The sequence below is a fragment of the Nocardioides sp. NPDC006303 genome (assembly GCF_040613175.1).
Classification (GTDB): Bacteria; Actinomycetota; Actinomycetes; order Propionibacteriales; family Nocardioidaceae; genus Nocardioides.
Map to the genome: position 1 here is coordinate 72261 of NZ_JBEXRR010000014.1, position 13234 is coordinate 85494.

General features: G+C 69.8%; 15 protein-coding genes. 8 read left to right on the top strand and 7 right to left on the bottom strand.

All coding sequences use genetic code 11. From position 1 onward, the window contains the following. Positions 1–304 precede the first annotated feature (304 nt). The 6 genes from ABZY89_RS13185 to ABZY89_RS13210 are packed head-to-tail and all read left to right on the top strand — an operon-like array spanning position 305 to position 4672. Positions 305–1567, top strand: coding sequence for a dicarboxylate/amino acid:cation symporter (locus ABZY89_RS13185; RefSeq protein ID WP_355227737.1), 1263 nt, complete (start codon positions 305–307; stop codon positions 1565–1567). Between the two features lie 12 nt (positions 1568–1579). Continuing rightward, positions 1580–2221 (top strand): maleylpyruvate isomerase family mycothiol-dependent enzyme, encoded by a 642-nt coding sequence (locus ABZY89_RS13190; RefSeq protein WP_355227739.1) that lies wholly within the window; start codon positions 1580–1582, stop codon positions 2219–2221. 5 nt (positions 2222–2226) lie between these two features. Further along, positions 2227–3090 carry a GNAT family N-acetyltransferase gene (locus ABZY89_RS13195; RefSeq protein WP_355227740.1) on the top strand — a complete coding sequence of 288 codons (864 nt, stop codon included), beginning with the start codon at positions 2227–2229 and terminating at the stop codon, positions 3088–3090. 25 nt (positions 3091–3115) lie between these two features. Next, positions 3116–3661 (top strand): ASCH domain-containing protein, encoded by a 546-nt coding sequence (locus ABZY89_RS13200; protein WP_355227742.1) that lies wholly within the window; start codon positions 3116–3118, stop codon positions 3659–3661. 24 nt (positions 3662–3685) lie between these two features. Continuing rightward, positions 3686–4048, top strand: a complete 363-nt coding sequence (locus ABZY89_RS13205; RefSeq protein ID WP_355227744.1) for an MmcQ/YjbR family DNA-binding protein — start codon at positions 3686–3688, stop codon at positions 4046–4048. Between the two features lie 9 nt (positions 4049–4057). After that, positions 4058–4672, top strand: a complete 615-nt coding sequence (locus ABZY89_RS13210; RefSeq protein ID WP_355227746.1) for an acVLRF1 family peptidyl-tRNA hydrolase — start codon at positions 4058–4060, stop codon at positions 4670–4672. Between the two features lie 10 nt (positions 4673–4682). Here the strand turns inward: ABZY89_RS13210 and ABZY89_RS13215 are convergent, their stop codons facing one another. Then, a complete protein-coding gene (locus tag ABZY89_RS13215) occupies positions 4683–5111 on the bottom strand; it encodes a hypothetical protein (RefSeq protein WP_355227748.1) in 429 nt (142 codons plus the stop codon). Between the two features lie 102 nt (positions 5112–5213). Here ABZY89_RS13215 and ABZY89_RS13220 point away from each other — a divergent pair, with 102 nt between their 5' ends. Continuing rightward, positions 5214–6131 carry a phosphotransferase gene (locus ABZY89_RS13220; protein WP_355227750.1) on the top strand — a complete coding sequence of 306 codons (918 nt, stop codon included), beginning with the start codon at positions 5214–5216 and terminating at the stop codon, positions 6129–6131. A 121-nt stretch (positions 6132–6252) separates the two neighbouring features. On the opposite strand, the gene ABZY89_RS13225 is transcribed toward ABZY89_RS13220, so the two are convergent. Next, positions 6253–7206: a neutral zinc metallopeptidase gene (locus tag ABZY89_RS13225; protein WP_355227752.1), complete on the bottom strand. Its 954-nt coding sequence runs from the start codon at positions 7204–7206 to the stop codon at positions 6253–6255. A gap of 63 nt (positions 7207–7269) precedes the next feature. Here ABZY89_RS13225 and ABZY89_RS13230 point away from each other — a divergent pair, with 63 nt between their 5' ends. Further along, positions 7270–8868 (top strand): ABC-F family ATP-binding cassette domain-containing protein, encoded by a 1599-nt coding sequence (locus ABZY89_RS13230; protein WP_355021346.1) that lies wholly within the window; start codon positions 7270–7272, stop codon positions 8866–8868. A 3-nt stretch (positions 8869–8871) separates the two neighbouring features. Here ABZY89_RS13230 and ABZY89_RS13235 read toward each other — a convergent pair whose 3' ends face one another. Genes ABZY89_RS13235 through ABZY89_RS13255 form a run of 5 tightly spaced genes read right to left on the bottom strand, consistent with a single transcriptional unit; the run spans position 8872 to position 13013 of the window. Continuing rightward, positions 8872–10104 (bottom strand): hypothetical protein, encoded by a 1233-nt coding sequence (locus ABZY89_RS13235; RefSeq protein WP_355227753.1) that lies wholly within the window; start codon positions 10102–10104, stop codon positions 8872–8874. Positions 10105–10138: 34 nt separating this feature from the next. Beyond that, the gene (locus tag ABZY89_RS13240; protein WP_355227755.1) at positions 10139–10756 is read right to left on the bottom strand and encodes an ATP/GTP-binding protein; all 618 of its coding nucleotides are present in this window, start codon (positions 10754–10756) and stop codon (positions 10139–10141) included. Continuing rightward, positions 10737–11096 carry a DUF742 domain-containing protein gene (locus ABZY89_RS13245; protein WP_350658958.1) on the bottom strand — a complete coding sequence of 120 codons (360 nt, stop codon included), beginning with the start codon at positions 11094–11096 and terminating at the stop codon, positions 10737–10739. Before ABZY89_RS13245 ends, ABZY89_RS13240 begins: the two co-directional genes overlap by 20 nt. A 14-nt stretch (positions 11097–11110) precedes the next feature. Continuing rightward, entirely contained in the window at positions 11111–11497 is a 387-nt protein-coding gene (locus ABZY89_RS13250; RefSeq protein WP_355227756.1) for a roadblock/LC7 domain-containing protein, read from the bottom strand. Next, entirely contained in the window at positions 11487–13013 is a 1527-nt protein-coding gene (locus ABZY89_RS13255) for an ATP-binding protein (RefSeq protein WP_355227758.1), read from the bottom strand. The genes ABZY89_RS13250 and ABZY89_RS13255 overlap by 11 nt, the downstream gene beginning before the upstream one ends. Between the last annotated feature and the right edge of the window lie 221 nt (positions 13014–13234).

Sequence of the window (13234 nt, forward strand, 5' to 3'; positions counted from 1 at the left end):
ACCTCCTGGTGATGCTGCTGGACATGAGAAAGGGCCGCTTCCGATTCGATCGGAGCGGCCCTGGTGGATGCGTGAGCACCTACGTCGGTTGCGGCTCCGAGCGCGCAAACTCCACGTCCTGGACCGGTCGGCCCAGGTGCTTGCAGATCGTGGTCTCGCGCATGACATCAATGGTATTCACCCCGCCCCAGCCGGGACCACTGGTTTGTCGGCGGGAAACGTGCCGGTGACGACGGCTTAACCGGCGGCGTACGCGGCCTCGTTAGCGTCCGGGATCCACCGTCCCCGACGCTTAGGAGACCCGATGAAGGTCTTGAAGTCCCCAGCCGTCCTGATCCTCGTCGGCGCGGTCGCCGGCATCGTCTTCGGCCTGATCGTGGGGGAGTGGGCGGCGAACCTCAAGTTCGTCGGTGACATCTTCATCCGGCTGATCCAGATGTCGATCGTCCCGCTGGTCGCCTCGTCGGTGATCGTCGCGACGGGCGCGATGACCGGGGCGGGCGCCGGCAGGCTGGCCGGGGCGACCTTCGGCTGGATGCTGGGGTTCGCGGTGGCCGCCGCCTTCGTCGGCTGGGGGCTCGCCGAGCTGATCCAGCCGGGCTCGGGGATGCGCTATGACGGCGAGCTGGACCCGACCCTGACCGACTCGGCTGCGGCGACCGCGGTCGGCTGGCAGCAGACCGTGACCGGCTTCGTCTCCACCAACGTGGTCGAGGCGATGGCCACCGGCGCGATGGTGCCGATCATCGTCTTCGCCCTGATCTTCGGTCTCGCGCTCAACCGCTACACCGCGATGAACGGCCCGACCGTCGTGCTCACCTTCTTCGAGCAGATCCAGGCGATCGTCCTGCTGATGATCAGGTACGTGATGTTCCTGGCGCCGATCGGCGTCTTCTGCCTCCTCGCCGACCTCGCCGGCCGCGTCGGCTTCGGGGTGGTCACGACCGCGCTCGCCTACCTGGGCACGACCCTGGCCGGCGTGGTGATCATCTCCGCCCTCTACGTCGTCGTGGTCGTCGCCGTCACCCGGCTCAACCCGCTGCGCCTGCCTGCGAAGCTCGCCGAACAGACCGTCGTGGCCGTCACCACGACATCGTCGGCCGTCACCTTCCCGACGGTGCTGAAGAACGCGGTCGAGAAGTTCGGGATCTCGAAGCGGGTCGCGGACTTCACGCTCTGCCTGGGGATGACGATGGGCTCGTGCGGCGCGGTGCTCAACTACACGATCGTGGTGCTCTTCCTCGCCCAGGCCTCCGGCGTCTCGCTCTCCCCGGGCGACATCGCGCTCGGGATGGCGCTGGCGGTGCTGCTCAACATCGGCACGATCACGGTGCCCGGCGGGTTCCCGGTCGTCGCCATCTTCCTGGCCACCTCCCTGGACCTGCCCATCGAGGCCGCCGGGCTGCTCATCGCGGTGGACTGGTTCACCGGCATCCTGCGTACGTTCCTCAACGTCAACGGAGACACCATGGTCGCGCTGCTGGTCGCGCACGGCGTGGATGAGATCGACCGGGACGTGTACGCCGGGACGAAGCCGGTGGTGGAGCCTGTCGCGGAGGCGGCCTGACAGGATGGAGGCATGGACGTAGCCGCCCGCACCGCTGCCAACCGCCGCCTGCTCGCCGACTTCTTCGACGGCCTCGACGAGTCCCAGCTGGAGACGCAGAGCCTCTGCTCGGCCTGGACGGTGAGGGAGGTGCTGGGGCACAGCGCGATGCCGTTCTCGGTCGGGATCGGGCGGCTGCTGTGGCGTACGCTGCTGGCCCGGGGCTCCATCGACCGGGCCTCGGCCGCGATCGCCGAGGAGCAGGCGCGTCGGCCGGTCGCCGAGCTGACCGGGCTGCTGAGGGCGTACGCCACCAAGCGGGTGCCGGCGCCGGGCGTCGGTCCGATGGGGCAGTTCACCGACCACTGCATCCACCTGCGTGACTGCGCCCGGCCGCTCGGTCTCGACACCGACGTCCCGCTCGAGGACTGGCGCGCGGTGCTCGACTGGCTGCCGACCAAGCAGGCCTCGCTCGGGGTGGTCCCGGCCGGACGACTCGACGGGCTCGCGCTGCGCGCGACCGACCAGAACTGGTCCTGGACCGCGGCCGACGGCTCGGGCGAAGAGGTCGCCGGTCCCAGCGAGGCCCTGGCGATGGCGCTCTCCGGCCGGTCGGTCGCGTTGGCCGATCTGGACGGACCGGGGGTGGCGACGTTGCGGGAGCGTCTCGGCTGACCGGGGTGGGCTCCGCGGACGTGGAGGCTCCTGGTCGGATCTGGTTCGGGTACATCGCCGCGGTGGGACTCGCGGTGATCGGACTGTTCACCCTGGATCCGCTGGCGTTCGGGCTGGCCGTCGGGGTGCTGGTCGCGACGGTGTTGGGGGAGTGGTACCGCGGTCGCCAGGCCGCGCTTTCCGCTGCGGTCCTGGGCGCCGTCGACCTTGCGGACCTGGTCTCCCGGTGGGCCCGCGGCTGGGCGTACGCACGGGGCTTCCCGCGTCCCGCGGCAGTGCCCGGAGGCGTACGCGTGGAGGTGGGGCAGCCCGGGCGCCGGGTCGAGTGGGTGGCGACCGACGACGCGGAGACGCTCGCCGGGCTCGTCGACACCGCCCGAGCCACGCCCGAGGCGTGGTTGTCGGTGGTGACCGAGTCGCCCGCGGGCGTACGCCCGTGGTTCGTGGAGGCCGGGCTGGTGGCCAACGATGGCGAGGAGGCGCTGATGTCGATCGACCTCGCCGACCACGCCTCCCGGGCTGTCCCGGAGGGCTATCGCGCCGAGGTGGAGCGTGACGGCGGCGTCTTCACCGTGACAGTCAGCGCGGGCGAGGCCGTCGCGGCCCGCGGGCGGATCGCCGTCATCGGCGCCGACGCCGTCGCCGACCGGATCGAGACCGAGCCCGACCACCGACGCCGCGGTCTCGGCGGCGCGGTGATGAGCCTGCTCGTCGCGGCCGCCCGGGAGGCCGGTGCTGTCCATGGCCTTCTGGTCGCCAGCGAGATGGGCGAGCCCCTTTACGACGGCCTCGGCTGGCGCGCCCAGGCACGCCTGGTGACCGCGCGATCAGCCACGCCGCGTACCTCCGTCGAGTCCCGGCACGGCTAACGCGAACTGTGATTGAGTGTCGCCTATGAACGACTCCGCGACCCCTGAGCCTGATGCCCCTGTGTCCGACTCCCAGCAGGAGGCTGACATCGCCGCGTTCTGGGATGACGTGAAGCACCACGCCCACCTCAGCGCAGCGCCTGGCTACTTCGGAGCATCGCCGCTCGAGGCGCTGCAGCCGCCGGCCTGGGCCTTCGGCGGTACGCCGGAGGAGGCCGACGGTCTGCTCGAGCTCGTTCTCGAGGGGGTGAAGACCGCGACGGCCACTGCCCAGTGGGACTTCGAGAACGGAGACGAGCCGCTCCCGACCGTCGGTGGCATGAGCATCATCCTCGACGGGTCCGGTCATCCACGGGCACTGATCGCCACCACCCAGGTCGACATCGCCCCGTTCCGGGACGTCCCTGAGGAGTTCGCGCGGCTGGAGGGCGAAGGCGACCTGTCGCTCGAGTACTGGCGCGAGGTGCACGAACGCTTCTTCACCGAGTTCGCCGGTCCCGACCACGAGTTCAGCGAGGACATGCCGGTCGTGATGGAGCAGTTCGAGCTCGTCTGGCCGAAGCCTGAGTGATCCGGAAACCCGGATGATGGGCACATGACACCGACCGAGCTGACCGAGCGGGTCCGCGAGATCTGCCTCGGGTTCCCGGAGAGCACCGAGCGGGTCAGTCATGGCGCGCCTGGGTTCTTCGTGAAGAAGCAGTTCGTCATGCTGTGGCCGCAGGGGCATCACGAGCGCGACGAGCCGCATCTGTGGGCGGCCGCTGCGGCGGGGGTGCAGGCCGAGATCGTAGGTGACGATCCCGAGCGGTTCTTCGTACCTCCGTACGTCGGCGGCCGCGGCTGGCTCGGCATGCGGCTCGACGGTGACGTCGACTGGGGCGAGGTCACCGAGATCTGCGAGGACGCCTATCGCCACATCGCGCCGCCTCGACTGCTGCGTGGCCTGGACCGGTAGCGTACGGACATGCCCAACGTCGCCGTCCCGGTCGCTCGGATCCAGCGCTGGGTCGACAACTTCGCAGGGCGCCACGGCGAGACCCGGCTCGCGGTCGACTCCGGCGCGCTGACCGGTGCCGCCGCTGATGGTTCCTCGTTCATCGCGGCGCTGCCGTTCGAGAAGACGTACGCCGGGCCGGCCGAGGTCGAGGCGTTCATCGCCGCCGCGGCGGCCCCGCAGGAATGGGGCCTCCTGTTGGTGCGCAAGGGCGGCTTCGCGATCGCCCGGATGAGCGGCGGCGAGATCGTCGACCACAAGATCGGGCGGCGGCACGTCCAGGGGAAGACCAAGGCGGGTGGCTGGAGTCAGCAGCGCTTCGCCCGGCGCCGGGCCAACCAGGCCAGCGCTGCGTACGAGGCGGCGGCCGAGCACGCCGCCCGGATCCTCGACGGGCTGCGGGGCCCGCTCGTCACCGGCGGCGACCACGGCGGCGTCGACGACGTGCTCGGGGACCGGCGGCTTCAAGCGCTCACGGTGACCGGACCGTGGCTGGCGGTTCAGGACCCCAACCGCGCGGTGCTCGATCAGGCGATCGAGGACGCCCAGAAGGTGCGTATCGAGGTGCTCAACGCCGACAGCTGACGCATCGGCGTCAGGGGAGCTGCCAGACTCCCGGCGAACCCTTGACCATCGAGCCGTCGGTCAGCAGCGTCTGACGGGCGCGTCGCGCCGCGTAGCGCCAGCGGAGCTCGCCTTCCGGGGTGGTCTCGAAGTCGCCCGGGAGGAGGCTGTCGCCCAGCTGGCTCTCGAGCTCGTCGAGGACGTCGTCGGCAGACATCGAACCGCCGGCGGTCTCGAGGATCTCGAGGATGAGCGGCGCGAAGGCGGCCGGCGGGGTCCACTTGCGGGGAGCGGACTTGGTGACGACCTTTGGCGCGGCGGCCGTCGAGCTCGTCGTGGTCTTCCGCACCCGGGTTGTCGGCTTCTTCACTGGAGCCGGGGCGGGCGGGGCCGGGGGCCGCCCATGGATGCACTGTGACTTCGGCAGGTCACACAGCTCGCAGTAGTCAGTCTCGGACATCGGCTCAACCATATCGGCCCCAGGATCAAACTCAGCATCCCGTCGTCGCCTCCCGGCGGTGAGTGCCGTTGCGACCTGCGAGGATGCGCTACTTTGGCAAGCATGTGGCAGCCCGACCCAGGGTGGCTCGTCCTACCCGGCGGCACCGGACCCTCCACGCTGGGGGTCTGGCGCACTGCTGTGGGCGAGGAGCAGGAGCCGGTCGTGGTCAAGCGGCTCGGGCAGCCGGGGGCGTACGATCCGGCCGAGCTGAGCCGCCGGCGACACTTCGCCTACTGGCGGCGGGCGGCGGACGTCGCCACCGCGGGGCTCGTCGATGACACCCTGGGCATGATCGGCGCGCGTACGAGCGTCGCCGAGGACGACGAGGGCATCACCTTGACCAGCGATTGGGTCGAGGACGCCGCCAACTCCGGGCTCTTCGCGGCGCTCTCGATGGGCCGCTTCGCCGGCGCGGACCTGGGCGAGGCGCGCTGGCTGGCGCGCGACCAGTTCCGCGACCGGATCGCACGGGTGGAGTACAACGGCGGCTGGCCGACGATGATGCGGACGACCGCCGCGGACATCGCCCACACGCTCTGGGAGCGGCGCGGGCGCTTCACCAACCTCCTCGACGAGCTGCCCCAGGTCGCCCAGCACGGCGACCCGGCGCCGCAGAACCTCCTCGGCCGTACCGACGACGGCGAGCGGCTGATCGCGATCGACTGGTCGAGCCTGGGCCACGGCCCCGTCGGTGGCGACCTCGGGCTCTATCTGCTGCACGCCCGGGAATCGTTCGAGCCACTGCTGGAGGCGTACGTCCTGGGGCTGCCCTCCGGCGTCGCGACCCGGGAGGAGGTGACGCTCGGTGCGCAGATCAGCGCCGTCTACACCGCGCTGAGCCGAGCGGAGTGGGCGCTGAGCCGGATCAAGCCGGGGGAGGGACCGCTGCTCGCGAAGTTCCGCCACCCCGCCGTCGCGCCTCATCTGCGGACGCTGCAGAAGCAGGCTCCGTTGGTGGAGGCGCTGCTCGAGATGTGAGCCGTGCGCGGTCACATGCGTCACATCTGCACCATCGCTCAGGCAATCCCTGCACTTCTCAGGTGTTGCAATGCCCGAGAAGTGCAGGGATACCCGGTTAACCGGGTATCCCTGCACGGGCCTACGGGTTGTCCAAATCCCGCGCCCTGAACGTGTCACAGCCGGCGATGGAGTCGGGGGTGGTCAGGCCCTTCCTGAACCAGGCGATCCGCTGCTCGGAGGAGCCGTGGGTGAACGACGAGGTGTCGACGCGGCCGGTGGTGCGGGACTGGATGTGGTCGTCGCCGACGGTCTTGGCGGCATCGATGCCCTCGGTGATGTCCTGGTCGGTGATGTCGTCGACGAACCCGTCGTCCTCGGCGGCGGCGGTCCACATGCCGGCGTAGCAGTCGGCCTGCAGCTCCAGACGTACCGCGTCGGACTCGGGACCCTGCTGGGTGCGGACTTGGCCCATGGTGCCGAGCAGGTTCTGGATGTGGTGGCCGTACTCGTGGGCGAGCACATAGGCGCGTACGAAGGTGGTGTCCTGCCCGCCGAGCTGCTCAAAGATCGAGTCGAAGAAGGTCGGGTCGAGGTAGATCGTCTGGTCGGCCGGGCAGTAGAACGGGCCGACGGAGCTCGATGCCGAGCCGCAGCCGCCGGTCTGGACCTGGTCGGCGAAGATCACGACCTCCTGCTCGGGCTGGAACCGGCCGGCGAGGTCCCGCTGGGAGTCCCAGTAGCCGGTCATCGAGTTCTCCAGGGCGACGAAGGCGCAGTTCTCGTCGTTGTTGGCGTCCTCGCCGGTCTGGCACGACCCGAAGTCGCCGGTCTCGCCGCCGTCGGCCGCCTGCATGCCGCCGAAGGTGCCGGTGCCGACCGAGGTCGAGCCTCCGCTGTCGCCGAGGACCTGCGGGCCGACGCCCATGCACTGGGTGACGAGGAAGAAGACCAGGAGCAGGATGACGGTGCCGATGCCACCGCTCGCCTTGCCGCCGGGGATCGGGATCCGACCGCCACCACCACCGAACCCCCCACCGCCACCGCCGCCGGAGGTCCGGCTGGTGTCGAGTCTGGCCTTCGGGTTGAACCGCATCTTGTCCCCCTGGAGGTGGTGATGTGTGGGACCGAGTGCCCCGCCCATACACTAGTGACGGAGATGATCACTGCCCATGACCTAGAAGTCCGCGTCGGCGCCAGACTTTTGATGGAGAACGTCACATTCCGAGTCGGACCCGGCGACAAGGTCGGGCTCGTAGGCCGCAACGGCGCTGGGAAGACGACCCTGACGAAGGTGCTCGCCGGCGACCACTTGCCTGCCTCCGGAACGGTGTCCAACACCGGTGAGATCGGCTATCTGCCCCAGGACCCGCGGGTCGGAGATCCCGAGGTGATCGCCAAGGACCGCATCCTCTCCGCACGAGGGCTTGACGATGCCGTACGCCGCATGCGGATCGCCGAGGAGGAGATGGGCTCCGAGGATCCCAACGTCCGCGAGAAGGCGATGAAGCGCTACCAGCGCGCCCACGACGAGCTCGACGCGGGCGGTGGCTACGCCGCCGAGACCGAGGCCCTGCAGATCGCCCAGTCGCTCGGCATCCCCGACCGGATCATGACCCAGCCGCTGAAGACGCTCTCCGGTGGTCAACGACGCCGGGTCGAGCTGGCGCGCATCCTCTTCTCGTCGGCCGAGGTGCTCATCCTCGACGAGCCGACCAACCACCTCGATGCCGACTCGATCATCTGGCTGCGCGACTGGATGAAGTCCTACAAGGGCGGGTTCATCGTGATCTCCCACGACAACGACCTGCTCGCCCAGACGGTCAACAAGGTCTTCCACCTCGACGGCAACCGCGAGGTGATCGACATCTACAACATGCCCTGGAAGCAGTATCTGACCCAGCGTGAGACCGACGAGGCCCGGCGCAAGCGCGAGCTGATGAACGCGCAGAACAAGGCCAAGACGCTCACGGACCAGGCCAACAAGATGCGTGCCAAGGCCACCAAAGCGACGGCCGCGCAGAGCATGCTCAAGCGCGCCGAGAAGATCATGGCCGGCGTCGAGGGGGAGCGGCAGCAGGAGAAGGTCGCCTCGATCAAGTTCCCCTCACCCGCGCCGTCCGGCAAGACCCCGCTCACTGCCAACGACCTCTCGAAGTCCTACGGCGCGCTCGAGGTCTTCACCGCCGTCGATCTGGCCATCGACCGCGGCACCCGCGTGGTCATCCTGGGGCTCAACGGCGCCGGCAAGACGACGATGCTGCGCATCCTGGCCGGCGTCGACCAGCCAGACACCGGGCAGGTCGTGCCGGGTCACGGGCTCAAGGTCGGCTACTACGCCCAGGAGCACGAGACCCTCGACACCAAGCGGTCGGTGCTGCAGAACATGCAGTCATCGGCACCGCAGCTCACCGACACCGAGGCGCGCACCGTCCTGGGGGCGTTCCTCTTCAGTGGCGACGACGTGCACAAGCCTGCCGGGGTGCTCTCCGGCGGTGAGAAGACCCGGCTGGCCCTGGCCTCCCTGGTCGTCTCCGCGGCCAACGTCCTCCTGCTCGACGAGCCCACCAACAACCTCGACCCCGCCTCCCGTGAGGAGGTGCTCAACGCGATCCGCCGCTACGAGGGCGCGATCGTGCTGGTCACCCACGACGAGGGCGCCGTGCACGCGCTGGAGCCCGACAAGGTGCTCATCCTCCCCGACGGCGTCGAGGACCTGTGGAACGAGGAGTACGCCGACCTGGTCTCGCTCGCCTGACCCTCAGGTCAGCGTGCGGACGAACGTCACCGGCATCGAGGTCGGGTAGCGGTAGGAGAGCGAGTCGGTGTTGCGCTCGACCTGGTCGGCCGGCACCGCGAGGGACACCTCGGGGAGGCGCTCCAGGACGGTGCGTACCGCCGCCTGCACGATGATCGTGCCCGGCCGCTGGGCGGGGCAGGAGTGGGGCCCGGCGCTCCACGACATGTGGGCGCGGTTGCCGATCTCCAGCCACGGGTCGCCGCCGGTCATCAGCGGGTCGACGTTGGCCGCTGCGATGCACGGCACCACGGCGTCGCCCTTACGGATCAGCTGACCGCCCAGTTCGACGTCGCGCAGCGCGAACCGCGGGGTGATGTTGTAGCAGGGCGGGTCGCGCCACATGACCTCCTCGATCGCCTGGTCGACATCGAGGCGGCCGCCGCGCAGCCGGCCGGCGAAGCGCTCGTCGGAGAGCATCAGCAGCAGGGTCTGGGTGATGGTCGCGATGGTCAGCTCGTTGCCGGCGATGATCATCACGATCATCGCTTCCATGACCTCGTTGTCGTCCCACAGGCCCGGGTCGTCGATCAGGTGCGACGTGACGTCGTCCTGGGGCTCCCTGCGGCGCTTGGCGATGTGGTCGACGATCTCCACGGCCAGCTCGATGACCCCCTCCTGGGCGAGCTGGCCGCCACCGAGGACCTTGTGGGCGGCCTTGCGCATCGAGTCGCCGACCTCGTGGCCCATGCCGAACATCGCGGCGACCGACAGCAGCGGGATCAGGACGGCGTAGTCCTGGACCAGATCGGCCTCGCCGCGCTCGAGCATGTCGTCGACGAGGTCGTTGCAGATGCTGCGTACCTTCGCGGCGTAGCCGTGCTCGTCGACCCGCGAGAGCGCCCGGTCGACCGGCGAGCGCAGCCGCCGGCGCAGCTCGCCGTCGTTGTGGAAGGAGTTCTGCCGGGTGGTCACGAAGGGATAGATCGGCATGTCCGGCAGGATCTTGCCCTCCTGCACCGCGCTCCAGTTGTCGCCGTTGCGGGAGAAGACCTCTTCGTTGCGGATGACCTCGCTGAACTCGGCATAGCCCATCGCGAACCAGAGGCGTACGCCGGGGGAGAGCTCGCCGGGGGCGACCGGGCCCCACTCGGCCCGGAGCCGTTGGTGCACCTCTCTCGCCCCAGGCCCGACGGTCTCGGGCGCCTGGACGAGGTCGGTGAGGTCGGCGAGACGTACGGTGCGGGTGGGAGCCATCGCGAAAGAGTGCCTGTCGGTCGTGGATCGGGGGTCAGTGCGTGTTCAGGGCGTGGCGCACGAGCGCGGAGAGGGCTCGGGCGCAGGCGTTGCGGTTCTTGGCGTTGCACACCACGATCGGCGTCTCGTCATCGAGATCGAGCGCCGTGCGGATCTGGTCGGGCTCGTAGTTCGGCGCGCCCGGGAACTGGTTGATCGCGACCACGAACGGCAGGGACGTACGCGTCTCGAGCTGGTCCAGCACCTCGAAGGAGTCGGCCAGCCGGCGGGTGTCGACCAGGACCAGGGCACCGGCGGCGCCCTCGGCGAGGCCGGACCACAGGTCCCAGAAGCGGCGCTGCCCAGGAGTGCCGAACAGGTAGAGCGCGATCTCGTCGGTCAGGGTGATCCGGCCGAAGTCCATCGCGACCGTGGTCGTCGTCTTCTCCGGGGTCGCCGCGACCTCGTCGATCCCCTCGCTGGCCTGGGTGATCGTCTCCTCGGTGCGTAGCGGCTCGATCTCGCTGACCGAGCCGATCAGCGTGGTCTTGCCGACTCCGAAGGAGCCGACCACCAGGATCTTGACCGACTCGACGACCGTCGGCGCCAGATAGTGCTGATCGCCTCGGGCTTCGCTTCGGCCGTGGTTGCCGTCAGAGGTGGTTGAGAGCATGCAGGACCTTCTGGAGGGTTTCGCGGGAGGGGCCGGCGGCGGTGTCGCTGTCGGGACGTACGCCGATCAGGCCGGCGTCGATCATGTCCGAGGCGATCACCGCCAGGACGCTGACCGGCTGGCCGAGATGGACTGCCATCTCGGCCATGGAGATCACGCCGAGGCACTGGGAGAGGACCTCGCGCTCCTGACGCCCGACCGACGAGTCCGTGGCCGCCGGGCTGGTGTGGCCGATCAGCAGCGTCGCCGGCGTCAGCCGATGGGTCGGACGGGCACGACCCCCCGTCCGGACGTAGGACCGGATCGGGTGGTCGACGTAGTCGTCAGAAGCGTCGGGCATCGTCTCGGATCGGCTTAGATCGAGCGTCTCGGGGTGCTCATCGCGCGCTCCCCGAGCATCAGGACGGTCGCCTGCATCTGCTGGGCGACCAGCGCCGGGTCGATGCTCATCTCGGTGACCACCGCGAGGCGGGAGCCGTCGCCGGCGCCACGGATGAACAGGAAGCCGCCGTTGAACTCGACCATCACCTGACGAGGGTGGGCGTCGGCGCCGAACTGGCGACTGACCCCGTGGCCGAGCGAGGTCAGGCCGGCGCACGCCGCGGCCAGCTTGTCGGCCTCCTCGCGCGGGGTGTGGCTCGTGCGGACCCGGACGAGCCCGTCGGCGGAGAGGACCACGACATGACGTACGCCGCGTACTCCCGCGACCAGCTCCAGCATCCAGCTGTTCTCATCGGTCATGGTTCCTCCAGTGGTTCTCGGGTGCGGAATCGGTGTCCGCGGCGGTGCTGGCGGTCTCGGGGTCGACGGCCTGATGGGGGATGGTCGTGCCGGCCGGGGGCGTGGCCGGGGTGCTGAGGAAGCTGCTCATCCAGGCGCCCGCCTGCTCGGCTGTCGGCTCGGGGCGCGCCGGGACGGGTTGGCTCGCCGCGAGCTGCTGTCCGGTCGCGAAGCGCTGGCCGCGCTTCGAACGGCGCTGAGGTAGGCCGTCGGAGGTGAACAGAGACGGCTCGTGCTGCTCGTGCTGATCGTGGTCCGGGACGGGATCGGGTGCGTTCGGGGTGCTGTGGACGGGCCAGACGGGCGGCGGGGTCGTTGACGGGGGCGGTGCCTTCGGAGCCTTCGTCAGGAGCGCGGCGGGGATGGGGGTGGAGGTCGGCGTACGCGGCGCGACCGGCGCGAGCGCGGCCGGGCTCAGCGGGGTGGTCATCGCTTCGGGGACCAGCACGGCGACCCGCAGGCCACCGTGGACGGACTCGGTCAGGTCGACGCGGAACCCGTGGCGGCGTACGTAGGTGCCGACCACCGCCAGGCCGGTCTGCGGGATCTCGCCGAGGTCGTGCAGGCGAACCTCCCGGGTGCCCGACGCGATCTCGCGCATCCAGGCCAGGTTGGTCTCGTCCATGCCGACGCCCGCGTCGTCGATCTCGAGGGCCGCGCCGCGGCGTACGGAACGGATCGTGACCAGCACCTCCGTCGCAGGCGGCGAGGACTGGGTCGCATTGGCGAGGAGCTCGGCGACGAGGTGGATCAGCGGCTCGACGTACGCACCCTGGACCGCGACCGGCGGGTCACCCTCCACCCGGACCCGGCGATAGGCCGTGATCCGGCCGGCCGCGCCGCGTACGACGTCGGCGATCGCGAGCGGGTCACGCCAGTGCTGCCCGGGCTGCTCACCGCACAGCGTGGCGATGCTCTGTGCCAGCCGCGCCTGCTGCGCCGCCGCATGGTCGACCCGCATCCCCGCCTCGAGCACGTCCGGCTCGGCCGGGAACTTGGCCACCATCCGCGTCGACTCCTCCTGGATCCGGTGCGCCGACGCCTGTACCTTGCGAGACAGCGACAGCACCGCCACCCGCATCCCGGCGTCCCCACCCCGCGTCGCCGGTCCAGCCGAATCCGTACTTGTGGGGACCGAGTCCGCACTTTCGGGGATCGAGTCCTCACTTGTGGGCGACGAAACTGTCGTCTCGGCGCCCGAATCTGCCGACTCGATCGCAACAACCGCGGACTCGTCGTCCAGTTCTGCCGACTCGGCCGCCGCTTCTACGGATTCGGCAGGGGTGTCGTAGGCCATCGCGGTGAGCCACAGGGTGAGGCCGACGACGGGTACGCCGGCGAGGATCCACGGCCAGAACCACTGGTCACCGGAGGCGGTGACGAAGATGACGGGGGAGAGCGCGACGAAGAGAAGGATCGCGGTACTGCAGAACCATGGACCGGCTCGGTGGAGTCGGGCCAGGAGTGGTCGGGTCATGTCAGGGCACCTGGTGTGGGGGTGAGCAGTCAGGGCATGAACCCGCGGGTTCAGGGCAGTCTGGACGAATCCTGATCCAGCCCCCGGAGACCGGCGCACACACGCGCTCCACTTCATACCACCAACAGAGCGCTTGGTCACCTGCCCGAGGTGATTTTGACCATATTTCGACGAACCGTCCCGAGGCGGCCGAACGTGGCCGGGCGAACTAAGGTGACGGG

What these genes read in the sequence shown, in the direction of transcription:
- ABZY89_RS13185 (WP_355227737.1), top strand. Translation starts at nt 305, where the DNA reads ATGAAGGTCTTGAAGTCCCCAGCCGTCCTGATCCTCGTCGGCGCGGTC.
- ABZY89_RS13190 (WP_355227739.1), top strand. Translation starts at nt 1,580, where the DNA reads ATGGACGTAGCCGCCCGCACCGCTGCCAACCGCCGCCTGCTCGCCGAC.
- ABZY89_RS13200 (WP_355227742.1), top strand. Translation starts at nt 3,116, where the DNA reads ATGAACGACTCCGCGACCCCTGAGCCTGATGCCCCTGTGTCCGACTCC.
- ABZY89_RS13205 (WP_355227744.1), top strand. Translation starts at nt 3,686, where the DNA reads ATGACACCGACCGAGCTGACCGAGCGGGTCCGCGAGATCTGCCTCGGG.
- ABZY89_RS13210 (WP_355227746.1), top strand. Translation starts at nt 4,058, where the DNA reads ATGCCCAACGTCGCCGTCCCGGTCGCTCGGATCCAGCGCTGGGTCGAC.
- ABZY89_RS13215 (WP_355227748.1), bottom strand. Translation starts at nt 5,111, where the DNA reads ATGTCCGAGACTGACTACTGCGAGCTGTGTGACCTGCCGAAGTCACAG.
- ABZY89_RS13220 (WP_355227750.1), top strand. Translation starts at nt 5,214, where the DNA reads ATGTGGCAGCCCGACCCAGGGTGGCTCGTCCTACCCGGCGGCACCGGA.
- ABZY89_RS13225 (WP_355227752.1), bottom strand. Translation starts at nt 7,206, where the DNA reads ATGCGGTTCAACCCGAAGGCCAGACTCGACACCAGCCGGACCTCCGGC.
- ABZY89_RS13230 (WP_355021346.1), top strand. Translation starts at nt 7,270, where the DNA reads ATGATCACTGCCCATGACCTAGAAGTCCGCGTCGGCGCCAGACTTTTG.
- ABZY89_RS13235 (WP_355227753.1), bottom strand. Translation starts at nt 10,104, where the DNA reads ATGGCTCCCACCCGCACCGTACGTCTCGCCGACCTCACCGACCTCGTC.
- ABZY89_RS13240 (WP_355227755.1), bottom strand. Translation starts at nt 10,756, where the DNA reads ATGCTCTCAACCACCTCTGACGGCAACCACGGCCGAAGCGAAGCCCGA.
- ABZY89_RS13245 (WP_350658958.1), bottom strand. Translation starts at nt 11,096, where the DNA reads ATGCCCGACGCTTCTGACGACTACGTCGACCACCCGATCCGGTCCTAC.
- ABZY89_RS13250 (WP_355227756.1), bottom strand. Translation starts at nt 11,497, where the DNA reads ATGACCGATGAGAACAGCTGGATGCTGGAGCTGGTCGCGGGAGTACGC.
- ABZY89_RS13255 (WP_355227758.1), bottom strand. Translation starts at nt 13,013, where the DNA reads ATGACCCGACCACTCCTGGCCCGACTCCACCGAGCCGGTCCATGGTTC.